The sequence below is a fragment of the Phenylobacterium sp. genome (assembly GCF_030645195.1).
In the GTDB taxonomy this organism is placed as follows: domain Bacteria; phylum Pseudomonadota; class Alphaproteobacteria; order Caulobacterales; family Caulobacteraceae; genus Phenylobacterium.
This window is the reverse complement of sequence record NZ_JAUSLW010000198.1, coordinates 28927-52057: the sequence shown is the minus strand read 5'-3', so window position 1 is coordinate 52057 and position 23131 is coordinate 28927. Positions and strand designations below refer to the sequence as shown.

Below are 23131 nucleotides of genomic sequence, written 5' to 3'. Positions count from 1 at the left end.
CTTGACCCGCCCGGGCGCGTTTTTGCCGCACGGTCAGCCCCGCCAATGGCGCGGCCGCCGGGCCGGCGCCGGCCAAGCCGCTGCTCGGCGTCATCGAGAACGCCCTGCGCGCGGCAGGCCTGATGCGCTGACGGGGTTCAGTCGGAGATCCAGCCCTCCGGCAGGCTCGACAGCTGCACATTGACCAGGACCAGCTGGTCGCCGCCCGCGGTCTCGACCACGACATCGGCGCCGCTCTGGCGGACCGTGAAGACGGTGTCGTCATCCAGCAGCACCCGGTCCCCCTCGGCGAAGGAAAAGTCCGTCACCTGATCGAGTCCCGCCCCGGCGAAGAAGTGGAAGGTGTCGGCGCCCCCGCCGCCCGTGAGGGTGTCGGCGCCGCGGTCTCCGGACATCCAGTCGTCGCCGGCGCCGCCGGAGAGGCTATCGCTCCCCTGGCCCCCCCGGACCTGGTCGCGCCCCGAGCCGCCGTCCTCGGTATCGTCGCCGAGGTTGCCGTTGACGATGTCGTCCCCGTCATCGCCGCTCAGGTCGTCATTGTCCTTGCCGCCGACCGCCCAGTCGTCTCCGTCGCCGCCGTGCAGGGTGTCGGCGCCGACATTGCCGTTGAGGTCGTCGAAGCCGGATCCGCCCCGGATGTCGTCGTTCCCGTCGCCGCCGCGCAGATGGTTCTCGCCGCCGCCGCCCTCGATGTGATCGTCACCGGCGGAACCCTCCAGGGAGTCGTCGCCGTCGGAGCCGCGGAGGACGTCCGTGGCGTCGTCGTCCGGCTCGGTCCCGCCGCCGGCCTGGGTGTCGTCGTCCTCCGGCTCGAGGCCGCGGCGATCCTCGATGTCGTCTTCGCGATCGACGTGGGGCATGTCTTCCTCCGGTCGTCGACGCGCCAGGCGGCGCGCCTCAGCTATGGCTCATCCCTAGACGGTCGCGGTTACCGCGCCGCCGACAAGCAAGGTGAATATCGGAACTCCGGCCCCCTTGGCCGCCGCGGCGCGTGGCCGCAGCGGTTTGATCGGGATCAAGGCCCCCGCGCGCCACCGGGCGGAGCCTTCCCCCGGCGCACACCGCAGAACGGCGTACGCCGATGGAGTGAACGGCCATGACCTCCCGCCTGTCCGCCTTCGCCACCCTCGCCACCGCCCTGCTGACCGTGGCCGCCCCCGCCGCAAGTCAGCCGCGCCTGGCGCGAATTCCGGCGCCGCCCGGCGCCCTGCCGCCAGCGCTGCGCGTCTTGCCCGCACCGCCCAAGCCGCCGCCCCTGGCGCCCGCCCGGCTCGTCCAGGCGTTCGGCCAGTTGGCGCCCGGCGCCCTGCCGCCCGCCGTGGGCCAGAAGGTGCAGCTGACCCCCGACGCCCCGGCGACCGCCTCGGCCTTCCTCTCCATTGGTGAGGCGTCGGTGTCGGCGGAGCCCGGGCGCGGCAGCGCCCTCATCAAGCCCATCGGCTGGGCGCAGGTCTCCTTCAAGCCGCTCGGCCAGAAGACCTACCTCATCGACTGCGCCGTCGACCCCAGGGAGGGCGGCGCCAGCCAGGCCAAGTACTATGTCAACGGCGCGGGGATTTCCGGCCCCGGCGGCCAGGCCTATATCCAGGGCATGGCGCCCATCGCCCAGGGCCACGTCCTGATCGCCGCGCCCCCCGGCTCGCCCGACGACACGACCCGGGCCCAGGTGGTATTCTGGCCTTTCGACACCAAGATCGACTGGTACTTCTACGGCTGCGACGTGATCCCGGCGGGTTGAGGCGGGCGCGCCGGGGATCGCGCGCCGCTAGCCCACGCCTCGAACCTGGCGCTATCCTTCCACATGCGTCCGCGCCGCCGCTCCGGAGACGTCCACGTCTCGCCCGCCGATCCCGGCTCGGAGGAGGTCCGCCGCCTGCTGGCCGAACGCGACGCCTATTTCGCCGCCCTCTATCCGGAGCGGAACACCACCCTGCTGCCGGTCGCCACCCTTGCCGGCCCCGAGGTCACCTTCCTGATCGTGCGCGTAGGCGGCGAACTGATAGGCTGCGGCGCCCTGATCGCCCAGGGCCGGGTCGGCGAGCTGAAACGCTTCTATGTCCGTCCCGGCGCCCGACGCCTGGGCCTCGCCGCCCGCCTGCTGGTCGCCGCCGAACGCCGCGCCGCCCAGCTCGGCCTCTGGCGCCTCCGCCTCGAGGTCGGCCGCCGCCAGCCCGCCGCCATCGCCCTCTACCGCCGGGCCGGCTATCGCCCCATCCGATGTTTCAGCCCCTATCGGCCCGATGCGGTGTGCACCTTCCGAGGGAAGGTGCACCGACCCGTCCCCAGGAGACGACCCGCGACATGAGGTGGCGCCGCAAGGAAAAGGAGGTTGAGGACGATCCCAGAGCCACCTTCTGGGCCTGGGCGGGCTATATCGTGCTCGCCTTCACCACAGCCATGCTGCTGTTCATGTGGACCCACCCGGACTTCATCCCCCCGTGTCATGCCACGGGCTCGATTAGAGGGATGGGTGGCGGTAGCTGTGGTCCCCTGTGGGGAAGCGGCAGCCACGTGACGCCGTCCGACATCCGCTACGCCCTGACCCCGCAACGTGAGCCCCCGGCGCCGGTGGAACTCCCTGAGCGCCACCATCCCACACTACGTGAAGCCCTTCCTGCGGCCGCGCCCAGTCCCTAGCCCAAGCTTTTCTCGATCTTGTCGAGCGTCTCCATCGCCGGCAGGCATTGCGCCACGCTGGCGTTCGGCTCCCGCCCCTCGCGGATGGCGGCGAAGAATTCGCGGTCCTGCAGTTCGATGCCGTTCATCGAGACGTCCACCTGGCTGACGTCGATGGGGTTTTCCTTGCCGTCCACCAGGTCGTCATAGCGGGCGATGTAGGTCCCCTCGTCGCAGATGTAGCGGAAGAAGGTGCCCAGGGGCCCGTCGTTGTTGAAGGATAGGGACAGCGTGCAGATCGCCCCGCCCGGGACCTTCATCTGGATCGACATGTCCATGGCGATGCCGAGCTCGGGGTGCGGCGGGCCCTGGACGCCGCGGGCGATGCTGGCGGTTTCGCCCGTCTGGTACTGGAAGAGATCCACCGTGTGGCAGGCGTGGTGCCACAGCAGGTGGTCGGTCCAGCTGCGCGCCTGGCCGAGCGCATTCATGTTGGTGCGGCGGAAGAAGTAGGTCTGGACGTCCATCTGCTGGACCTTCAGCTCGCCGGCCACGATCTTCTTATGGATCCACTGGTGGGACGGGTTGAAGCGCCGGGTGTGGCCGGCCATGGCGATCCTGCCGGCCTTCTTCTGGGCGGCGTCCAGCCTCTGGGCGTCGGCCAGGTTGTCGGCCATGGGGATCTCGACCTGCACATGCTTGCCGGCCTCCAGGCACTGGATGGACTGGGCCGCGTGCAGGCCGGTGGGGGTGGCCAGGATCGCGGCCTCGACGCCCGGCTGGGCCAGGGCCTCGGCCAGGTCGGTGGTCCAGTGCGGGATCTTGAAGCGCTCGGCGACCACCTTGGTGCTCTCAGGCGAACCGCCCGCCAGGCTGACGACCTCGACCCCGTCGATCTTCTCGATCGCCTCCAGGTGCTTGATGCCGAAGGCGCCCTGGCCGGCCATGACGATCTTCATTGTGGGCTACTCCGGGACGGGTTCGAGGATGAGGTGGCCCACCGCCGTGTTGGAGGCGGGCACATGATAGAAGCGGTGCAGTTCGCGCACCTGGCGTGTCAGCGCCCCGCGCATGATCAGCCACATGACCAGCTCGATCCCCTCCGACCCGGCCTCGCGGACATAGTCGATGTGGGGGACGCGGGCCTGGACCTCCGGGTCTTCCACCAGCCGGTCGAGGAAGGCCAGGTCGAACTCCCTGTTGATCAGGCCGGCGCGCGGCCCCTGCAGCTGGTGGCTCATGCCGCCGGTGCCCCAGACCTGGACATTGAGGTCCTGGGGGAAGCTCGCCACGGCGCGCGCGATGGCCTGGCCCAGCTTGAAGCAGCGGTTTCCCGTCGGCGGCGGGTACTGCACCACATTGACCGCCAGGGGGATGACCTTGCAGGGCCAGGCGTCCGGCTGGCCGAACATCAGGGAGAGCGGCACGGTCAGGCCGTGGTCGACGTCCATCCTGTTGACGATGGTCATGTCGAACTCGTCGAGGATCAGGGACTGGGCCAGGTGCCAGGCCAGCTCCGGATGGCCCTGGACCGTCGGCACCGGGCGCGGGCCCCAGCCCTCGTCGGCGGGGGCGAAGCTCTCGGCGCAGCCGATGGCGAAGGTGGGGATCAGTTCCAGGGAGAAGGCCGAGGCATGGTCGTTATAGACCAGGATGACCACGTCGGGCTTGGCGCCCGCGATCCAGCCCTTGGACTTCTCATAGCCCGCGAACACCGGCTTCCAGTAGTCCTCGCCCGAACGGCCGTTGTCGATGGCGGCGCCGATGGCCGGCACATGGCTGGTGGCGACGCCGGCGGTGATACGGGCCATCAGACGCCTCCCTTGCTGCGGTTGCCTTCGATGGTGCGTCCGCCGGCCAGCATCATGGCCGCATAGTCGGCCTGGCTGACGCCGGACATCACCGCGGCGATCTGCTGGAAGGAGAGGCCGTCGGTGGCCGCGATCTTGGAGGTGAAATAGATGTTGCCGCCCAGCGCCAGCATGCCGTTCCAGTCGCGATCCAGGACGGTCTGCTTCTGGGCCTGGGTCATCGGATAACGGTCGAGATAGGCCCGCTCGTCGGCCTTGAAGGCCTCGCGGTTGGGAGCCTTCATCAGCGACATGCAGAACATGTTGAGGTGGTAGCCCTTCCGCGACTGCTCGGCGTCGAACAGGGTGGTGCCCGGGATGTCCTTGAAGGGGTTCTCAGCCACGGTCATCTCCCCAGTAGAGGGCCATCGGATTGTCGATCAGCAGCTTTCGCCGGGCCTCTTCGGTCGCGGCGAACTTGGGGATCTGGTCGACCAGCACGCCGTCGTCGGCCATCTGTCCCTTGAGGTTCGGATGCGGCCAGTCGGTGCCCCACAGCACCCGGTCGGGGAACCGCTCGACGATGGCCTTCTGGAAGGGGACCACATCGTCATAGGGGGGCCCGGCCAGGGAGAGCCGCTCGGGGCAGGAGACCTTGGACCAGACGTCCGGGTCGTCCTCCATCCACTGGATGAAGCGCTGGAACTGCGGGTGGTCGACCCCGAGCGCCACGTCGGGCCGACCCATGTGGTCGACCACGACCTGGGTGGGCAGGCTGGTGAACAGCGGCTGCAGTTCCGCCAGGTCCGGGGCCTCGAAATAGACCACCACATGCCAGCGCAAGGGCGCGACCTTGGCCGCGATCCTTTGCAGGACGTCGTGTGGCGTGAAGTCCGCCAGCCGCCGCAGGAAGTTGAACCGCACCCCGCGCACCCCGGCGTCGTGCAGGGCCTGGAGCTCGCCCTCCGTGATCTCCTCCCCCACCGTGGCGACCCCGCGGGCGAGGCCGTTGGAAGCCCTCAGCGCATCGACCAGCGCCCGGTTGTCCTTGCCGTGGCAGGTGGCCTGGACGACGACGTTGCGGCTGAAACCCAGGAAGTCGCGCAGGGCGAAGAGCTGGTCCTTGCCCGCGTCGCACGGCGTGTACTTGCGTTCCGGCGCGAAGGGGAACTGCGCCTCCGGCCCGAACACGTGGCAGTGGGCGTCCACCGCCCCGGCCGGCGGCCGGAAGGCGGGCTTGCTGGGATTGGGGTGGAAGGGCAGCCAGTCAGGGTCCATTGTATGTCTTACTTACTAATTTCCAGGCGCGGTGAAAAGCCGATCTGCGCGTCCATGACCGACTGGTCGATGGCGCCCTCCCATTTGCAGACCACGATGCTGGCGAGCGTATTGCCCACCAGGTTCACGAAGGTCAGGGCCTCGGCCAGCAGCTTGTGGACCCCCAGGATCAGGGCGATGGCGGCCACCGGGATGTGCCCCACCGTGCCCAGGGTGGCGGCCAGCGCCACGAAGGCCGCGCCGGGCACGGCGGCCGCCCCCTTGGAGGTCAGCATCATCACCCCGATCATCCCGGCCTGCTGGGCCAGCGTCATCGGGGTGTTGGTGGCCTGGGCCAGGAAGATGGCGGCGGTCGCCAGGTAGAGGCAGGTGCCGTCGAGGTTGAAGGAATAGCCGGTGGGCACCACCAGGCCGACGACCCCCTCGTCGCAACCCAGATCCTTCAGCCTCTGCATCACCCGGGGCAGCACCACCTCGGTGGAGCCGGAGCCCGCCACGATGGCGATCTCGTCCTTCAGGTAGGCCAGCAGTTTGAGGATGTTGACCCCCGCCGCCCAGGCGATGGCCCCCATCACCCCGAAGACGAAGACCAGGCAAATCGCCCAGAACTCCAGGACCAGGGTTCCGAGCGACAGCAGCGCGCTGGACCCGAATTTCCCCACCGCGAAGGCCATGGCCCCGAAGGCCCCGATCGGCGCGACCCGCATGATGAAGCCGACGACGTTGAAGAACACCTCCGAGACCCGCTCGATCAGGTCCAGCACCGGCCTGCCCCGCTCGCCGGTGAGCGCCAGGGCGAAGGCGAACAGCAGGGCTACGAACAGCACCTGCAGGACGTTGGGCTGCGTAAAGGCCGAGACGAAGGTGGTGGGGATGATTCCGGTCAGGAACTGGGCCACGGTCTGGCCTTCGGCCTGCTTGGCGTAGTCGGCGACCAGGCCGGTATCCAGGGCCGCCGGGTCGATGTTCATCCCCGCGCCGGGCTGCAGGACATTGGCCGCGGTCATGGCGAAGACCAGGGCCAGCAGGGTCACCCCGAGGAAGTATGCCAACGCCTTGCCGGCCACCCTGCCGACCTTGGCGAAGTCCCCCATCCCGGCCACGCCGTGCACCACGGTGCAGAAGATCACCGGCGGGATGATCATCTTTACGAGCGCGATGAAGGCGTCCCCCAGCGGCTTCATCGCCGCCCCAAGCTCCGGGTGGAAATGCCCCAGCAGGGCGCCGGCCACGGTGGCGGCCAGCACCTGGACCCAGAGCTGGCCGATCAGCCTCACGCCGCCGCCAAACGCTTGGCGAGACGCGGAAAGACCGTCTTGGCGTTGCCCTCGAAGATCGCCGTCTTGTCGGCGTCGGGGATCGCGCTGGCCTCGATATAGCGCTTGGTGTCGTCGTAGAACTGGCCGCTCTCGGGATCGACGCCGCGCACCGCGCCCACCATCTCCGAGCCGAACAGGATGTTCTTGGCCGGGATCACCTTCAGCAGCAGGTCGATGCCCGGCTGGTGATAGACACAGGTGTCGAAGAAGACGTTGTTCATCACCAGCTCGGAGAGCGGCGGGCGCTTCATGTCCTGGGCCAGGCCCCGGTAGCGGCCCCAGTGATAGGGCACGGCCCCGCCGCCATGCGGGATGATCATCCGCAGGGTCGGGAAGTCCTTGAACAGGTCCCCTTGGATGAACTGCATAAAGGCCGTCGTGTCGGCGTTGATGTAGTGGGCGCCCGTCGCGTGGAAGGCCGGATTGCAGGAGGCCGAGACGTGGACCATGGCCGGCACGTCCAGCTCCACCATCTTCTCGTAGAGCGGATACCAGTGGTGGTCGGTGAGCGGGGGGGCCGTCCAGTGGCCACCGGAGGGGTCGGGATTGAGGTTGCAGCCGATGAAGCCCAGCTCGGTGACGCACCGCTCCAGCTCGGCCACCGAGTGGGCGGCCGGCACGCCCGGCGACTGGGGCAGTTGGCAGACGCCGACGAAGTTCTCCGGATAGAGCTCCACCACCCGGCCGATCAGGTCGTTGCACAGCCTCGACCACTGCAGGCTGACCGCCTCGTCGCCGATGTGGTGGGCCATGGCCGAGGCGCGGGGGGAGAAGATCGTCAGGTCGGTGCCGCGCTCGCGCTGCAGCTTGAGCTGGGCGCCCTCCAGGCTCTCGCGGATCTCGTCGTCGGAGATGTTGGGCAGGGTCAGGCGGGCCAGCTGGTGGGCGTCGCAGTTGCAGGCGATCTGCCGCTCGCGGAACTCCTGGAGGGAGGCCGGCGCCGTCGTGTAGTGGCCATGGCAGTCGATGATCATGCCGTCTTCCTGATGATGTGGTCGAGCATGGCGCCCAGGTCGGTTTCGGTGAGCGCCTCGCGATGGTCGGCGGCCCAGTCCTGACGTTCCGCGATCGCCTGGCTCATGAGCGGGGAGACGCGGGCCTCCTCCACCGTGCGGGCGGCCTCGCGCATCTCCTCGGCCCGGCGCACGCCGTGCTCAAGCGAGCGGCTGATCATGTAGCGGGCCGTCGCCTCCCAGTCGGGCAGCGGCAGCAGGTCTGAGAGGGAGGCCAGCACCGTGGCCTCCACCCCATAGTGACGGGCGGCCAGCATGGACTCCGTCAGCAGGGCCTCGATGCCCTTGATCATCACGCTGCGGCACATCTTGGTGGCCGAGGCCTGGCCCACCTGGTCGGAGAACACCTCCAGCCCGGAAAAGCCAAGAGGCCGGGCGACGTCGGCGAAGGCCTGGGCGTGCGGACCGCCCAGCAGCATGGGGGAGCCCAGGCGCTTGGGCGGGAACGGCGCCATGACCGCGGCCTCGACATAGCGGCCGCCGGCCCGGTCGATGATCGCCGCCGAGGCCTGCTTCATGCCCGGCGAGGCGGAGTTGAGATCGAGGAAGAAGCAGCCCTCGCCCAGCGCGCCGGCCACCGAGCGGGCGGCCTCGACATCCTGGGCGGCGGTCACGGCGCTGATGACCAGCTCCGCGCCGGCGACGGCGTCGGCCGCCGTCCCGCAGTCGCGAATGGCGTGGCGCGGCAGGGCCCGGCTTGGGAGGCTGTCGGGGTCGGCGAACAGGAGGTCATGGGCCGACAGCTCGGCCGCGCCGCCCGCCGCCAGGTCCTCGGCCAGGATCTGGCCGACCTCGCCAAACCCGATGAGGCAGATGCGGGTCATTGGCCGCCCCAGACGCTGGCCGGCACATAGACCTCGCCGGACATCAGCTTGCGGGCCGTCCGCAGCAGGGCCGAGCGCCTGACGCTCACCTGACCGTTCACGACCGCCACCTCCATTGCCACGGTGAAGAAGCCGGTGGGATGCTCCACCTCCAGCTCCTTGACCGCCTCTACATCGGCGATCCCGGCCACCTCGGCGGCGATGGAGCCGGGCACGACACAGGCCGTCGCCACGCTGACCGCGCCGAACACCCCGATGGCCTCATGGACGCGGTGCGGGATGAAGTTCCGGGTGCAGATGATCCCGCCATGCTGCGGCGGCGCCACCAGGCACATCTTGGGTACGGTCTTCCTGGCCACATCGCCCAGGTTCATCATCGGCCCGACCCGAAGCCGGATCGCCTCGACCCGGGCCTTCAAGGTCGCGTCGGCCTCCAGCTCTTCGGGGCTCTCGTAGCCGGTCTTGCCGAAGTCGGCCGCGCGCATGACGACGACCGGCATGCCGTTGTCGATGGCGGTCAGCTCGATCCCGTCCACCACGTCGCGCACATTGCCGGTGGGCAGCAGGGCGCCGCAGCTCGACCCCGCCACATTGAGGAAGTCCGTCGGGATCGGCGCGGCCGTCCCGGGCACGCCGTCGATGCGGGCCTCGCCGTCATAGCGCACCACCCCGCCCGGCGTCTGGATCGCGGCCACGGCGATGGACCCGGTATTGACCATGTGGATGCGAACCTCGGTCACCCCGTCCCTGGCGGGAAACAGGCCGGTCTCGATGGAGAAGGGGCCGACGCCGGCCAGCAGGTTGCCGCAGTTCTGGCCCGCATCGACCCGGGGCTCGTCCACCACCACCTGGAGGAACAGGTAGTCCACATCGGCGTCGGGCCGCGTCGCGGGCCCCACCACCGCCACCTTGCTGGTGAGCGGATGAGCGCCGCCCATGCCGTCGATCTCGCGGGGGTCGGGCGACCCCATGGCCGCCAGCAGCACGGCGTCGCGGACAGCGACGTCGGCGGGCAGGTCCTCGATGCGGAAGTAGAGCCCCTTGGAGGTGCCCCCCCGCATCACCGTGCATGGGATGGCGGTCTGCATGCCCCTAGGCCTCGTCGACCCAGACCAGGCCCTTTTCGGCCAGGCGCTCGCGCATCTTGTAGATATCCAATCCGAGTTCGCCTGCGGCCAGTCTCGCGCGCTTGTCGATCTCGTTGGCCTCGCGGACGCGGGCCTTCTCGGCCACCGAGGCCGCCAGTTCGCGGCGCACCACGCAGACCCCGTCGTCGTCGGCGACGATCACGTCGCCCGGATGGATCAGGGCGCCGGCGCAGACCACCGGCGTGTTCACATTGCCGATGGTCTCCTTGACCGTGCCCTGGGCGAACACCGCCCGGGACCAGACCGGGAAGCCCATCTCGGTCAGGACCGCGATGTCGCGCACCCCGGCGTCGATGATCAGGCCGCGCACGCCGTGCGCCTGCAAGGAGGTAGCCAGCAGGTCGCCGAAATAGCCGTCCTCGCAGGGGCTGGTGGGGGAGACCACCAGGACGTCGCCGGGTCGGCACTGCTCCACCGCCACGTGGATCATCCAGTTGTCGCCGGGCGCCACCTCGCAGGTCACCGCCGAGCCCGCGATCTTGGCCGGGCGATAGATGGGTCGCATATAGGAGGCCAGCAGTCCGATGCGCCCCTGGGCCTCATGGACCGTGGCGACGCCGTACTCGGCGAGCGCGTCGATGGCGGCGGACTCCGCGCGCGGGATGTTTCGAACGACGAGCGCCATCTCTGGGTCCTACCTAATTTGTAATGTTTTATCTAGTTCGTACATTATGGTCTTTCCCGTCAATCAGTACGGCAAGCCCACGTAATTTTCAGCCACCGTCATCTGAGCGGCTCGCGAACTGACTATATAGTCTATTTCCGCGCGCTGCATCCGGCGGCCGAAGGCGTCGGTGTCGGTGTCGGGGAAGCGGTGGGTCAGGCCGGTGAACCACCAGGAGAACCGCTCGGCCTTCCACACGCGCGCCAGCGCCTTGGCGGAATAGGCCTCGATCCCGTCGCTGGAACCCTTGGCGTAGAAGGCGATCAGGGCCTCCGACAGATAGTGGACGTCCGAGGCCGCCAGGTTCAGGCCCTTGGCCCCGGTCGGCGGCACGATGTGGGCCGCGTCGCCCGCCAGGAACAGCCGACCCCAGCGCATGGGTTCGGCCACGAAGCTGCGCAGGGGGGCGATGGACTTCTCGATGGACTCCCCGCGGGTCATCGAAGCCGCGGCCTTGGGACCCAGGCGCAGGGCCAGTTCGTCCCAGATCTTGTCGTCGGGCCAGTCCGCCAGGTCCGCATCCACCGGAGTCTGGATGTAGTAGCGGCTGCGCACGTTCGAGCGCATGGAGGCCAATGCGAAGCCCCGCTCGTGGTTGGAATAGATCAGTTCGTGATCGCAGGGCGGCACGTCGGCCAGGATGCCCAGCCAGCCGAAGGGATAGACTCGCTCGAAGCTCCTCAGCACCTCGGCTGGGATCGAGGGCCGGCTGACCCCGTGATAGCCGTCGCAGCCGGCCACGAAGTCGCAATCCAGCCGCTGGGCGACCCCGTCCTTGGCGTAGGTGACGAAGGGCGTGTCGGTCTTCAGATCGTGCAGAGCGACGTCCTGCGCCTCGAAGATCACCGGGGTTCCGCGCGCGGCGGCGGCGTCGTTCAGGTCCTTGGTGACCTCGGTCTGGCCATAGACCATCACCGTCGATCCGCCGGTCAGGCCCTTGAGGTCGATGCGGTGAACCTGGCCGTCGACGGCCAGGGCGAAGCCGTCGTGGATCAGGCCCTCGCGCTTCATCCGCGCATCGACCCCGACCTGCTCCAACAGGCGCACGGCGCTCGTCTCCAGCACGCCCGCGCGGATGCGCGCCTCGACATAGTCGCGGCTGCGCTGTTCCAGCACCACGCTCTCGATCCCGGCAAGGTGCAGCAATTGCTGCAGCAACAGGCCCGCCGGACCGCCACCAATGATCGCAACTTGCGTACGCATCAGACTTCGAGCCTCAGGGGGGACATTGAGCGCCCCGATCTCGGGCGGCTCCACGTGGATAGGATGGGGGCTGTCGACGTCTCTGAAGTCAACGTATCGAGGTCGGTGGGTCGGTCGGTCATGGCGTTTCCCCGAAGACCCCTTTGCGCCGGGCCATCTCAAGTAGTATGTGTTGCAAACAATTTGCCGCCTCGGCAGCCTCACGTCCAGAGGCGGCGCAAAAAAGAGGTGGGACGCGTGACGAAGGGGGAGGACATGGACACGCAAGACTCCTGGTTGTCTCGGGATTTCATCTTCCGCCAGGCCCGCGCGCGGCCCGGCAAGCTGGCGGCCCAGGAGCTGGCCGGCGGCCGCGCCCTGACCTATTCCGCTCTCGAAGCCGAACTGCGGGCCTGTGAAGCCTTCCTGCGGGCGACCCTGAGCGGCCCCGGCGCCCGGGTGGCGATCCTGGCGCGCAATCGCCTCCACCACATCACCCTCTTCTATGGCTGCCCGCGGGCCGGGGCGGTCTTCCAGCCCCTGAACTGGCGGCTGGCGGGGCCGGAGCTGAAGGTGCTGCTGGAGGACGCCGCCCCGGAGCTGCTGATCTACGAGGCCGAGTTCGAGGCCGAGGCGAGGATCGCGCTCGCCGATGTCCCGGTGGCCAGGGTCATCCGCATCGCACCGGGCGAGGACGCCTTCGCCGCCGCCCTGACGGCCGTGACGCCGGTGGCCGAGCCCGGTCGCATCGACCCGGCCGCGCCCGCCATGCTGCTCTACACCTCGGGCACCACGGGCCGGCCCAAGGGGGTGATCGTCACCCCGAAGACCGCCTTCTATTCGGCCATGAACTACAGCCAGGTCGGCGAGCTCTGCGCCGACCACGCCATGCTCTGCGACGTGCCGCTGTTCCATGTGGTGGGGCTGCTGGCCATCCTGCACGGCAGCTTCTTCACCGGCGGCACGGTGCATCTGTCAGACCGCTTCGTCCCGCAGGAGACCCTGAAGCGCCTCTCCGATCCGGCGCTCGGCGTCAGCCACTATTTCTGCGTCCCCCAGATGGCCCAGGCCCTGCTGGACGATCCCGGATTCCCCGACGCCAACCTGGAAGGCCTGCGGCTGTTCACCGGCGGCTCGCCCATGCCGGCCCAGGTGACGCTCGCCCTCGTCGACGCCGGCGTGCGGCCCTCCAACGGCTACGGCATGAGCGAGAACGGCACCGTCCTGGGCGTGCCCCTGGACCCGGAGATCGCGCGGGCCAAGGTGGGCTCGGCGGGGATCGCTTCGCCCGCCATGGAGGTTCGCCTCGTGGGCCGCGACGGCGCCGATGTGAAGCCCGGCGAGCCCGGCGAGATCTGGCTGCGGGGTCCCTCGGTCATGCCCGGCTACTGGAACCAGCCCGAGGCCACCGCCAAGAGCTTCGCCCCCGGCGGCTGGTTCAGGACCGCCGACGCCGCGCGCCAGGACGAGGACGGCTTCTACTTCATCGTCGACCGCTGGAAGGACATGTACATCACCGGCGGCGAGAACGTTTACCCCGCCGAGGTCGAGGCTGCGCTCGCCGACATGCCCCTGGTGGCCGAGGCCGCCGTGGTGGGCGTGCCCGACCCCCGCTGGGGCGAGTCGGGCTGCGCCTATGTGGTGCTGCGGCCCGGAACTTCGTGCGACAGCGCCGCCGTCCTGGCGTGGTGCGACGGCCGGCTGGCCCGCTACAAGCGCCCGGCCCACATCCGGTTCCTCGACGCCCTGCCCCGCACGGCGTCGGGCAAGGTCCAGAAAGACATCCTTCGGCGCGTCTTCGCCGAGCCCCAAACGGAGTCCCCATCGTGAGCTTTGATCGCGTCGAAATCCCCTATGGCGCCTACTGGTCGACCCCCTTCGCGAAGTGGCAGGGATCCCTGCAGCACCTGCACGCCATGAAGCTCGCCGCCCATGTCGCCAAGGCCTGGCTGGCCGAGCGCGACATCGACGCCAAAAGCTTCGACACCGGTGTCTTCGGCATGACCAACACCCAGTACCAGTCCTTCTACGGCGCCCCCTGGCCGCTCTACGAGCTGGGCGCCACCCATACGCCGGGCCACATGATCAGCCAGGTCTGCGCCACCGGCGCCCGGGTGGTGTTCGCCGGCGCCTCGGAGGTCCAGCTCGGCCTGGCCGACCAGGCCCTGCTGATCGCCGCCGACCGCTGCTCCAACGGTCCCCACATCTACTACCCCGCGCCCAAGGGCCCCGGCGGCTACGGCCAGTCCGAGGACCAGGTCACCTACAACATGATGCACGACGCCATCGCCGGGCACTCCATGCTCGACACCGCCGAGAACGTGGCGGCCAAGTTCCAGATCACCAAGGAGGAGCAGGACGAGGTCACCCTACGCCGCTTCGAGCAGTACCAGGACGCACTCGCCGACGACCACGCCTTCCAGCGTCGCTACATGACCCTGCCCTTCTCGGTGCCCAAGCATAACTTCAAGGGCGAGGACGGCGTGATGACCGGCGACGAGGGCGTCTTCGCCACCACCGCGGAGGGCCTGGCCAAGCTGCGTCCCACCCAGGAGGGCGGCACGGTCACCTTCGGCAGCCAGACCCACCCGGCCGACGGCAATGTCGGCCTGATCCTGACGACCCCCGACCGGGCTCGGGAACTCTCCACGGACCCCTCCATCAAGGTCACCTTGCGGGGCTTCGGCCAGTCCCGCGCCGACCTGAAGTTCATGCCCGAGGCGCCGATCCAGGCCAGCCAGCGGGCCCTGGACCACGCCGGGGTGAAGATCGGCGACATCGCCGCCATCAAGTCCCACAACCCCTTCGCCGTGAACGACCTGGCCTTCGCCAAGGCCATGGGGATCGATGTCATGGGCATGAACAACTACGGCTGCTCCCTGATCTGGGGCCACCCCCAGGGCCCCACCGGCCTGCGCGCCATCGTCGAGCTGATCGAGGAGCTGGCCATCAAGGGCGGCGGTCTCGGCCTGTTCCAGGGCTGCGCCGCCGGCGACAGCTCCATGGCCGTGGTGGTGGAGGTCGGGAACCGGTAGCGCCGGGCGGCCTTTGCGGTACGACTTGTCGGCTTGAGATGAGTCGTACCGGCGGAGGCGCGGATGCTGATCCTGTTGGGGGTGGCGGTGGTGGTGGCGGGCTTCGCCGCCGGCTTCAATCCGCTGCTGGTGGTGATGGTCTCGGCCGTGCTGACCGGCATGGCCGCGGGCCTGGCGCCGCTGGAGGTGCTGGCCGCCTTCGGCAAGGCCTTCAACGAGAACCGCTATGTCAGCGCCGCCCTGCTGGTCCTGCCGGTGATCGGGGTGCTGGAGCGGGCCGGCCTGCAGGAGCGGGCCCGGGGCCTGATCGCGGGATTCAAGGCCGTGACCCTCGGCCGCCTGCTGATCGGCTACCTGCTGTTCCGCCAGCTCACCGCGGCCCTGGGGCTGACCTCCATCGCCGGCCAGGCCCAGACCATCCGGCCCATCGTCGCCCCCATGGCCGAGGCCGCCGCCCAGAGCGAGGCGACCGGGGACCTGCCCGAGGAGACGCGGCAGTCCATCCGCGCCATGACCGCGGCCACCGACAATATCGGCCTGTTCTTCGGCGAGGACATCTTCCTGGCCATCGGCTCGATCCTGCTGATGGTGGGCTTCCTGGCCCAGAGCGGCATCGTCATCGAGCCCTTGCATCTGTCGGTCTGGGCCATACCCACGGCCATCGTCGCCTTCCTGATCCATTCGGCCCGGCTGGTGCTGTTCGAGCGCAGGCTGAAGCGGGCCGCGCCATGATCAAGCTCGGTTTCGTCTACGTCCTGGCGGGTCTGGTGTTCGCGGGCTTCGCGGTGCTCAGCGCCCGGGACGCCAGCAATCCCAAGCGCTGGATGAACACCGGCTTCTGGGGCCTGTTCGCGGTCAGCTTCCTGGCCGGCGACTGGCTGGGGGACCTGGGCAACGGGGTGCTGGTGCTGTGCATGGCCCTGATCTCCGGAATCGGCGGCCTGGGACGCGGAGAGCCCGACGGCTCACCGGAGGCCCGCAAACTGTCGGCGGAAAAGTGGGGAAACCGCCTCTTCATCCCGGCCCTGGTGATCCCCGCCACCGTCCTGATCGGCACTCTGGCCCTGCAGCACGTCTCCTTCGGCGGGACCCCACTGTTCCAGGCCAAGCAGGCGACCCTGATCTCCCTGGCCCTGGGGGCGGTGCTCGCCGTGATCACGGCGCTGGTCCTGCTGCGCCAACCGATCCTCAGCCCGCTGCAGGAGGGCCGCCGGCTGATGGACACCGTCGGCTGGGCCGGCCTCCTGCCCCAGATGCTGGCGGCGCTGGGGGCTGTCTTCGCTCTCGCCGGCGTCGGCAAGGTGGTCGGCGACCTGGTGACCACCGCGATCCCCATGGACGGCCACCTGGCGGCGGTCGCCGTCTACTGCCTGGGCATGGCGCTGTTCACCATCATCATGGGCAACGCCTTCGCGGCCTTCCCGGTGATGACCGCGGGCGTCGGCCTGCCCTTCCTGATCGTGAAGTTCGGCGGCGATCCGGCGGTGGTCTGCGCCATCGGCATGCTGTCGGGGTTCTGCGGCACCCTGATGACGCCGCTGGCCGCCAACTTCAACATCGTCCCGGCCGCCCTGCTGGAGCTGAAGGACCGCCACGCGGTCATCCGCGCCCAGATCCCCACCGCCGCCCCCTTGCTGCTCGCCAACATGGTGCTGATGTATGTCCTGGCCTTCCGCTAGCCTGACGCCCGAGATCGCCTCGCGGTTCGCCGCCATCGCCCTGGGTCACGTCGAGCGCGAATATCCCAACAAGATGGATCACGTGCTGGACGGACCGCAGGACGCCGTGGGGCCCCGCGAGCTGCACCCCATCTTCTTCGGCAGCTTCGACTGGCATTCCTGCGTCCACGGCTACTGGACGCTGGCCACCCTGCGCCGCCTGCATCCGGAGATCCCCGAGGCCAAGGCCATCGACGACCTGTTCGCTGGCGCCTTCACGCCGGAGAAGGTGGAGGCCGAGCGGGCCTATCTGGACCGCCCCTCCAGCCGCGGCTTCGAGCGCCCCTATGGCTGGGCCTGGCTGCTGATGCTGCAGGCCGAGCTGATGCGGCATGGGGACGAGACCTGGGCCCGGCGGCTGGCGCCGCTCGCCGAGGCCTTCGCCGACCGCTTCCGCGCCTTCCTGCCCAAGGCCACCTATCCGGTGCGGACCGGGGTCCACAACTCCACCGCCTTCGCCCTGGCGCTCGCCGCCGACTACGCCTCAGCGACCCGGGACTCTGGTCTCGAGACCCTGCTGCGGGACACCGCCCGGGGCTGGTACGGGGCCGACCGCGACGCCGCGGCCTGGGAGCCGTCGGGGGACGACTTCCTGTCGCCGACCCTGATGGAGGCCGAGGCCATGCGCCGCCTGCTGCCGCCCGCGGAGTTCCGAGTGTGGTTCGCGGCCTTCCTGCCGGACGCGGCCAAGGGGGCGCCGGCCAGCCTGTTCACCCCGGCCACGGTCAGCGACCGCACCGACGGCAAGATCGCCCACCTGGATGGCCTGAACCTCAGCCGCGCCTGGTGCTGGCGGGCGATCGCCCAGGGCCTGGACCCCGACGACCACTTGCGCGCCACGGCCCACGAGGCCGCCGACCGCCACCTGGCGGCCAGCCTGTCCCATGTGGCCGGCGACTATATGGGCGAGCACTGGCTGGCCAGCTTCGCCCTGCTGGCTCTCACGGCCTGATCAAGCGCATTGATCTTGGAGCGTGACGGTCGCCGAAACCGGCGGCCACTTTCGGCTGTCACGCTCTGCGCAAGACCACGTCGCCGGTCACCGCCTGGATGAACAGCTCCACCTGCGGCTCGCCGGCCCGGGGCGCGTCGCTGGCGTCGAGGGACGAGGTCACGTCGCCGGTGACGGTGGAGACGTCCAGATAGGCCGAGGAGCCCTGGGCCACCCCCACCAGGATATCGCCCGAGGCGGTCTTGGCCCGCACCCGGCCATGATCCACCCGGGCCACGGAGAGGTCGCCGGAGCCCGCGGTGGCGTCCACCGTGTCGCCGGCCTGGCGGACAGTGACGTCCCCCGAGCCGGTGACGGCCCGGAAGCCGCCGGTGATCTCCCCGGCCTCGATGTCGCCTGACGTACTGGTGAGATCGGCGTGACCGGCCCGGTTCACCGAGATGTCCCCCGAGCCGGTCTTGACCTTCAGGGCGCCGGCGATCTCGCCGATGACGATGTCCCCCGAGCCGGTGATGACCTCGGCGTCGCCGCCGATGGTTCGCACGCTGACATCGGCCGAGCCCCCGCGGGCGTCGCAGTCGCCCTCGACGGTCCCGAGCTGGATATCGCCGGAGCCGGTCTGGACCTGGGCGCGGGCCACATGCTCCAGCTCGACATCGCCCGACCCGCCGTGTGTGGAGACGCGGCCGAGCCGGCCCTTGGTCTCCACGTCGGCCGAGCCGGTGTGGACCAGGGCGTCGCTGCCGACGGGAACCGTGATCACCGCCCGCACCCCGCCGCGGATCTGGAACAGCCGTCGCCGCGGTCGGGGCAGCAGGACGACGATCTCGTCGCCCCGCTGCTCCACCGTCGCCTGGTCGATGAGCTCCTGGGCGTGGGAGTCGCCCAGCATGGCGCTCAGCTCGACCGTCGTGGCGCCGGTCTCGGAGGCCAGGACGGTCACCCGGCCCTGCCAAAGTTCGACCCGCAGCTTGACGGGATCGGGGGTCTGGAAGTTGTGCATGGAAATCTCCCGGGTCATCGCGCCCATCCCTGGATGCGCTTGGACGAACGGTTGCGGCCGGGGGCTCCCGGTCCGATGGGGGCCGATCCGCCGGCCGCGGCGCGGGCGGCGTTGACCAGCCAGGTGTTCAGCGACTGGCCGCGCTGGCCGGCCAGCTCCTCGGCCCGGACCTTCAGGGTCTCGGGCAGGCGCAGGGTGATGCGGGTGACGGCGTCGTCGCCCTCCTTCTCGGCCGCCTCGACCGCCACGGAGGGGGCCGCGGCGCCGGTGACCACGAAGACCGGCTCGCGGCCCGCCAGGCGCACGTCCACCACCGGCCCGCCGAGCTCGGCGGTGATGTCGGCGGCGGCCTGGCTGAGCGCCTCCATCAGGGCCAGCCGGACGGCGGGCTCCAGGGCCATGGTCAGGCGCTCGGCGGCGGCGCGGGTCGCCTCGCCGCCGGCCTCGGCGGCGTTGATCAGGTCCTGACGCAGGGCGTCGACAAAGGGCTTGATGTCCATGGGCGTCAGTTAGACACCACTATGGTGTCACGTCAACACCATCTCGACGCGGACGTGCGGAAGCGCGCCGCGGCGAGGCGCCGGGCGTGTTGACCTTTCAGACAATCGGGGACGTCAGACCTGGTTGTGGATCCGGCTCAGGGCCGCCACCAGGATCTTCAGCTCGGCGGGGGTGAAGCGGGCCTTGAAGCCCCGTTCGTGCCCATCGATAGCCCGCTTGGCGTCGGCGAGCATCGTCTGGCCCGCGTCGGTCAGGTAGAGTTCCTGGCGCCGACGGTCCTCGGTGGAGCGGCGGCGGATGACGAAGCCGCGCTGTTCCAGGCGGTCGATCATGGCCATCATGGTGGCGCGGTCGGTGCCCAGGGTGGCGGCCAGGTCCACTTGGCTGACGGCGGGATTGGCGCCGATCAACTGCAGGGTGGCGCATTGTTTCTGGGTCAGGTCCAGGGCGGCCAGGGCGGTCGTGAAGTCCCGATAGACGGCCACGTGGGCCAGACGCAGATGGAAGCCCAGCAGGTCCGGCAGGCCATCCAGGTCGAGCTTGCCGGTGTTGGCCAGGCCAGATTCGGCGGCGAGGAGGTCGATTTCGCTCATGGGCGAACGATACCGGGGAAGCGACGCATCACAAACGATTGTTTGCAGTGCAGCGACGGGGGGCCGCAGGCGCCGGGTTCCAGGCTCGGGCTATGAGGCGAATCCGACAGACAGAACCAGATCACGACATTGGAGGATAATGGGCGTACAGCTTAGGTATTGGCCCGCCTGCGGGGCGATCGTGGAGATCCTGGCGATCAGGATCGGATGAATTCCCCGCCCCATGAAGCCTTCCCTCCAGGGAATCGAAGACGCCCAGACGCTGGCCCAGGCCATTGTCGACACAATTCATGAGCCGCTGCTGGTGCTCGACGCCCAGTTCTGCGTGCTGGCGGCCAGCCGGTCCTTCTACGAAATCTTCCAGGTCGACCCCGAGCACACCATGGGCCGCCTCCTCTATTCCCTGGGGGATGGCCAGTGGAACATCCCGGCCCTGCGGCTGCTGCTGGAGACCATCATCCCCGAGCACACGGCCATGGACGGGTTCGAGGTCGAGCACGACTTCCCTGGGCTTGGCCACCGCAACATGCTGCTGAACGCGCGCAAGGTGATCTACCAGCGCAGTTCGGACACGACGATCCTGCTGGCCTTCACCGACATCACCGCCCGGCGGTTGATCGAGCGCGAGAAGGCCGAACTGCTGGAGCGCACCGAGGATCTGCTGGGCCAGAAGCAGGTGCTGCTGCAGGAGATGCAGCACCGCGTGGCCAACAGCCTGCAGATCATCGCCAGCATCCTGATGCTCAAGGCCCGGGCCGTAACCTCCCAGGAGACCCGCGACCATCTGAAAGACGCCCACCAGCGGGTGATGTCGGTGGCCGAGGTCCAGGCCCACCTGCACGCCTCCGGCGGCGTCGACAAGATCGAGGTCGGCGCCTACCTCACCAAGCTCTGCGGCAGCCTGGCCGGCTCGATGATCGGGGAGGAACAGCCGATCGAGCTCGAGGTCGCCGCGGACGGCGGCCTGATCGGCTCGGACAAGGCCGTCAGCATCGGCCTGATCGTCACCGAACTCGTGATCAACGCCGTCAAGTACGCCTTCCCCGACTCCAAGGCCGGCGCCCAGATCCTGGTCTCCTTCTCCAGCGACGGGGACGACTGGACCCTGACCGTCGCCGACAACGGCGTCGGCAAGGTCGCCGACCCGGCCCAGACGAAACATGGCGGCCTGGGCACGGTCATCGTCGAGGCTTTGGTCAAGCAGCTGGAGGCGAAGATGGATATCCGCAACGGGCCGGGCATGACCGTCCGATCCAGCGGGCCGCCACCTCGAAGCTTCCGCGGGCCGCCTAGAGCGTTTTTCGACCCGCTCTCGACCCTATTTCCGGCTGGCGTCGTAGGCTTCGAAGCTGCCGCCCTCGCGGGCCAGCTTCACCAGCAGGTCAGCCGGCTTCCAGTAATGGCCGAGCAGGCGGTGATAGTGCTCCACCCGCTCCAGCACATGGGCCAGGCCCAGGGTGTCGCCGTAGAACATCGGGCCGCCCAGGTGACGTGGGAAGCCATAGCCGGAGGTCCAGACCACGTCGATGTCCTTGGCGCGGTAGGCGATGCCCTCGTCCAGCAACTGGGCGCCCACATTCACCAGGGGCAGCATGCAGCGCTCCTGAATCTCGGCGTCGGTGATCTGGCGTGGGGCGATCTTCCGGTCGGCGGCCAGCTGGGCGATCAGGGCCTCGGTGGCCGGGTTCGGATGGGCGGTGCGGTCGCCGGCCTTGTAAAGGAACACGCCCTCCCCGGTCTTCTGGCCGAACTTGCCCTGGGCGGCGAGCGCGTCGGAGACCGCGAAATAGGGGTCGGGCCGGGTCTGGTGCTTGAACAGCTCCTCGCGGACCTTGTAGCCCACGTCGACGCCGGCCATGTCGTTGACCTTGTTGGGGCCCATGGCGAAGCCCAGGGCCTCCACGGCGGAATCGATCTGCGCCGCGCCGGCGCCCTCCAGCAGCAGCTGCTCGGCCTCGCGGAAATAGCCCTCCTGCATCATCCGGTTGCCGATGAAGCCGAAGGCGTCCCCGGAGACCACGCCGATCTTCTTCAGCTTGCGCGCGATCTCCAGGCTGGTGACCAGGGTCTGGGAGGAGGTCGCCCCGCCCCGGACGATCTCCAGCAGGCGCATGACGTGGGCGGGCGAGAAGAAGTGCAGCCCCACCACCTTCTCCGGCCGGCGGGTGACGGAGGCCAGCTCCGTCACCGACAGGGTCGAGGTGTTGGAGCCCAGGATGGTGTGGGGCGGGGTCACCCTGTCCAGCTCGGCCAGGATCTTCTTCTTGAGGTCCATGTCCTCGAAGACCGCCTCGATCACCACGTCGGCGTCCCCGGCGTTCTCCAGGCCCACGGCGCCGGTGATCAGGCCCATGCGCTGCTCAAGCTCGGCCGGCGTCATGCGGCCGCGCTGGACGGTGACCTCGTAGTTGGCGCGCACGACGCGCAGGCCGCGGTCCAGGGCTTCCTGGCTGACGTCGATCAGCACGGTGGGGACGCCGGAATTGGCCAGGCTCATGGCGATGCCGCCGCCCATGGTGCCGGCCCCGACCACGGCCGCGGCGCGGATCGGTTCGGGATCCATGGCCGGCAGGCCCGGGATCTTGCCCACCTCGCGCTCGGCGAAGAAGATGTGCCGCAGGGCCAGGCCCTCGCGGTCCTTCAGCGAAGCCCGGGAGATGACGTCCTCGGCCTTGAGGCCCTCGGCCAGGGGCAGCTTCGTGGCGGCCTTGATGGCCTCCAGGGTGCGGAACTGGGTGGTGCGGCCCTTCAGCGCCCGGGCCTGGCTGGCCAGGTAGGCCTCGATCTCCGCTTCGGAGAAGCCGGCGGTGTCGACGCTGCGCTCGCCGGTGCGGCGGACCGGCGCGCCGGTGTCAGCCAGCTTCTGGGCATAGGCGAGGCCGCCCTCCAGGGGCGAACCCTCGACGATGGCGTCGATGATCCCCAGCGCCTGGGCCCGGCCCGCGTCGACGGGCGCGCCGGCGATCATCATCTCCAGGGCGGGACGGGCGCCGATCAGGCGCGGCAGGCGCTGGGTGCCGCCGGCGCCGGGGACGATGCCCAGCGTGATCTCCGGCATGCCCATGCGAGCGTCGGCCACGGCCACGCGGTAGTGGCAGGCCAGCGCCATCTCCAGGCCGCCGCCCATGGCCGTGCCGTGTAGGACGGCGACCACCGGCTTGCCCGAGGCCTCCAGCCGGTCGAGGGTGTCGTAATAGGTGGGGGCCTCGATGGTCCCGTTCAGCTCGTTGAGGTCGGCGCCCGACAGGAAGGTGCGGCCGGCGCAGGCCAGCAGGATCACCTTCACCGCAGGATCGGCCAGGGCCTTGTCCAGGCTCTTCCAGATCCCCTCGCGCACGGTCACGTCGATGGCGTTCACCGGGGGGCGGTCGACCAGGATCATGCCGACGTCGCCACGGACGTCGAAACGGACGGTGCTGCTCATAGGGGCTCCCCGGGGTCGCTTATTGTAAGTTAGGCAAATGATTTCTATCACTGCCTAACATCGGGGCGCGG

Annotated in this window: 22 protein-coding genes and 1 pseudogene; 8 read left to right on the top strand and 15 right to left on the bottom strand. The window is 69.4% G+C overall.

What is annotated here, in order from left to right:
* Nucleotides 1-137: 137 nt before the first annotated feature.
* A complete protein-coding gene (locus Q7T09_RS17180; RefSeq protein ID WP_304701367.1) occupies nt 138-860 on the bottom strand; it encodes a calcium-binding protein in 723 nt (240 codons plus the stop codon).
* A gap of 236 nt (nt 861-1096) precedes the next feature.
* Here Q7T09_RS17180 and Q7T09_RS17175 point away from each other — a divergent pair, with 236 nt between their 5' ends.
* Both Q7T09_RS17175 and Q7T09_RS17170 read left to right on the top strand, forming a co-directional pair.
* Nucleotides 1097-1738 carry a hypothetical protein gene (locus tag Q7T09_RS17175; protein WP_304701365.1) on the top strand — a complete coding sequence of 214 codons (642 nt, stop codon included), beginning with the start codon at nt 1097-1099 and terminating at the stop codon, nt 1736-1738.
* Nucleotides 1739-1801: 63 nt separating this feature from the next.
* Nucleotides 1802-2305 carry a GNAT family N-acetyltransferase gene (locus tag Q7T09_RS17170; RefSeq protein ID WP_304701363.1) on the top strand — a complete coding sequence of 168 codons (504 nt, stop codon included), beginning with the start codon at nt 1802-1804 and terminating at the stop codon, nt 2303-2305.
* Between the two features lie 328 nt (nt 2306-2633).
* Here Q7T09_RS17170 and Q7T09_RS17165 read toward each other — a convergent pair whose 3' ends face one another.
* From Q7T09_RS17165 to pobA, 10 genes are all read right to left on the bottom strand, one after another.
* Entirely contained in the window at nt 2634-3575 is a 942-nt protein-coding gene (locus Q7T09_RS17165; protein WP_304701361.1) for a Gfo/Idh/MocA family oxidoreductase, read from the bottom strand.
* Nucleotides 3576-3581: 6 nt separating this feature from the next.
* Nucleotides 3582-4427 (bottom strand): class III extradiol dioxygenase subunit beta, encoded by an 846-nt coding sequence (locus tag Q7T09_RS17160; RefSeq protein WP_304701359.1) that lies wholly within the window; start codon nt 4425-4427, stop codon nt 3582-3584.
* Nucleotides 4427-4810, bottom strand: coding sequence for a protocatechuate 4,5-dioxygenase subunit alpha (gene ligA / locus Q7T09_RS17155; RefSeq protein WP_304701358.1), 384 nt, complete (start codon nt 4808-4810; stop codon nt 4427-4429). The genes Q7T09_RS17160 and ligA overlap by 1 nt, the downstream gene beginning before the upstream one ends.
* A complete protein-coding gene (locus Q7T09_RS17150) occupies nt 4803-5684 on the bottom strand; it encodes an amidohydrolase family protein (protein ID WP_304701356.1) in 882 nt (293 codons plus the stop codon). The genes ligA and Q7T09_RS17150 overlap by 8 nt, the downstream gene beginning before the upstream one ends.
* Before the next feature lie 8 nt (nt 5685-5692).
* Nucleotides 5693-6961: a C4-dicarboxylate transporter DctA gene (gene dctA / locus Q7T09_RS17145; RefSeq protein WP_304701355.1), complete on the bottom strand. Its 1269-nt coding sequence runs from the start codon at nt 6959-6961 to the stop codon at nt 5693-5695.
* Complete coding sequence (locus tag Q7T09_RS17140; RefSeq protein ID WP_304701354.1) at nt 6958-7977, bottom strand: amidohydrolase family protein; 1020 nt, start codon at nt 7975-7977, stop codon at nt 6958-6960. Before Q7T09_RS17140 ends, dctA begins: the two co-directional genes overlap by 4 nt.
* A complete protein-coding gene (locus Q7T09_RS17135) occupies nt 7974-8840 on the bottom strand; it encodes an NAD(P)-dependent oxidoreductase (RefSeq protein ID WP_304701352.1) in 867 nt (288 codons plus the stop codon). The genes Q7T09_RS17140 and Q7T09_RS17135 overlap by 4 nt, the downstream gene beginning before the upstream one ends.
* Nucleotides 8837-9928 (bottom strand): 4-oxalomesaconate tautomerase, encoded by a 1092-nt coding sequence (locus Q7T09_RS17130; RefSeq protein ID WP_304701350.1) that lies wholly within the window; start codon nt 9926-9928, stop codon nt 8837-8839. The genes Q7T09_RS17135 and Q7T09_RS17130 overlap by 4 nt, the downstream gene beginning before the upstream one ends.
* Nucleotides 9929-9932: 4 nt before the next feature.
* On the bottom strand, nt 9933-10613 hold the full coding sequence (locus Q7T09_RS17125) for a 4-carboxy-4-hydroxy-2-oxoadipate aldolase/oxaloacetate decarboxylase (protein WP_304701349.1): 681 nt from the start codon (nt 10611-10613) through the stop codon (nt 9933-9935).
* A gap of 63 nt (nt 10614-10676) precedes the next feature.
* On the bottom strand, nt 10677-11855 hold the full coding sequence (gene pobA / locus Q7T09_RS17120; RefSeq protein ID WP_304701348.1) for a 4-hydroxybenzoate 3-monooxygenase: 1179 nt from the start codon (nt 11853-11855) through the stop codon (nt 10677-10679).
* A gap of 255 nt (nt 11856-12110) precedes the next feature.
* Between pobA and Q7T09_RS17115 the strand changes: the two genes are divergently transcribed.
* The 5 genes from Q7T09_RS17115 to Q7T09_RS17095 all read left to right on the top strand — a co-directional run bounded on the left by Q7T09_RS17115 (nt 12111) and on the right by Q7T09_RS17095 (nt 17539).
* Nucleotides 12111-13664 (top strand): AMP-binding protein, encoded by a 1554-nt coding sequence (locus Q7T09_RS17115; RefSeq protein ID WP_304701346.1) that lies wholly within the window; start codon nt 12111-12113, stop codon nt 13662-13664.
* Nucleotides 13661-14869: a thiolase family protein gene (locus tag Q7T09_RS17110; protein WP_304701345.1), complete on the top strand. Its 1209-nt coding sequence runs from the start codon at nt 13661-13663 to the stop codon at nt 14867-14869. Before Q7T09_RS17115 ends, Q7T09_RS17110 begins: the two co-directional genes overlap by 4 nt.
* Before the next feature lie 63 nt (nt 14870-14932).
* Nucleotides 14933-15601, top strand: coding sequence for a DUF969 domain-containing protein (locus Q7T09_RS17105; protein WP_304701344.1), 669 nt, complete (start codon nt 14933-14935; stop codon nt 15599-15601).
* A complete protein-coding gene (locus Q7T09_RS17100) occupies nt 15598-16548 on the top strand; it encodes a DUF979 domain-containing protein (protein WP_304701343.1) in 951 nt (316 codons plus the stop codon). The genes Q7T09_RS17105 and Q7T09_RS17100 overlap by 4 nt, the downstream gene beginning before the upstream one ends.
* Nucleotides 16529-17539, top strand: a complete 1011-nt coding sequence (locus Q7T09_RS17095; protein WP_304701341.1) for a DUF2891 domain-containing protein — start codon at nt 16529-16531, stop codon at nt 17537-17539. Before Q7T09_RS17100 ends, Q7T09_RS17095 begins: the two co-directional genes overlap by 20 nt.
* 58 nt (nt 17540-17597) lie before the next feature.
* Here Q7T09_RS17095 and Q7T09_RS17090 read toward each other — a convergent pair whose 3' ends face one another.
* The 3 genes from Q7T09_RS17090 to Q7T09_RS17080 form a co-directional block, all read right to left on the bottom strand.
* Entirely contained in the window at nt 17598-18560 is a 963-nt protein-coding gene (locus Q7T09_RS17090; protein ID WP_304701339.1) for a DUF4097 family beta strand repeat-containing protein, read from the bottom strand.
* Nucleotides 18557-19042: a hypothetical protein gene (locus Q7T09_RS17085; RefSeq protein WP_304701337.1), complete on the bottom strand. Its 486-nt coding sequence runs from the start codon at nt 19040-19042 to the stop codon at nt 18557-18559. Before Q7T09_RS17085 ends, Q7T09_RS17090 begins: the two co-directional genes overlap by 4 nt.
* A 114-nt stretch (nt 19043-19156) precedes the next feature.
* Nucleotides 19157-19636 (bottom strand): MarR family winged helix-turn-helix transcriptional regulator, encoded by a 480-nt coding sequence (locus Q7T09_RS17080; protein WP_304701335.1) that lies wholly within the window; start codon nt 19634-19636, stop codon nt 19157-19159.
* Nucleotides 19637-19859: 223 nt separating this feature from the next.
* Between Q7T09_RS17080 and Q7T09_RS20510 the strand changes: the two are divergent.
* Nucleotides 19860-20828, top strand: a pseudogene (locus Q7T09_RS20510) (sensor histidine kinase); the annotation flags it as partial.
* Nucleotides 20829-20954: 126 nt separating this feature from the next.
* Here the strand turns inward: Q7T09_RS20510 and Q7T09_RS17070 are convergent.
* Nucleotides 20955-23060 (bottom strand): 3-hydroxyacyl-CoA dehydrogenase NAD-binding domain-containing protein, encoded by a 2106-nt coding sequence (locus tag Q7T09_RS17070; protein WP_304701333.1) that lies wholly within the window; start codon nt 23058-23060, stop codon nt 20955-20957.
* Nucleotides 23061-23131: the final 71 nt, after the last annotated feature.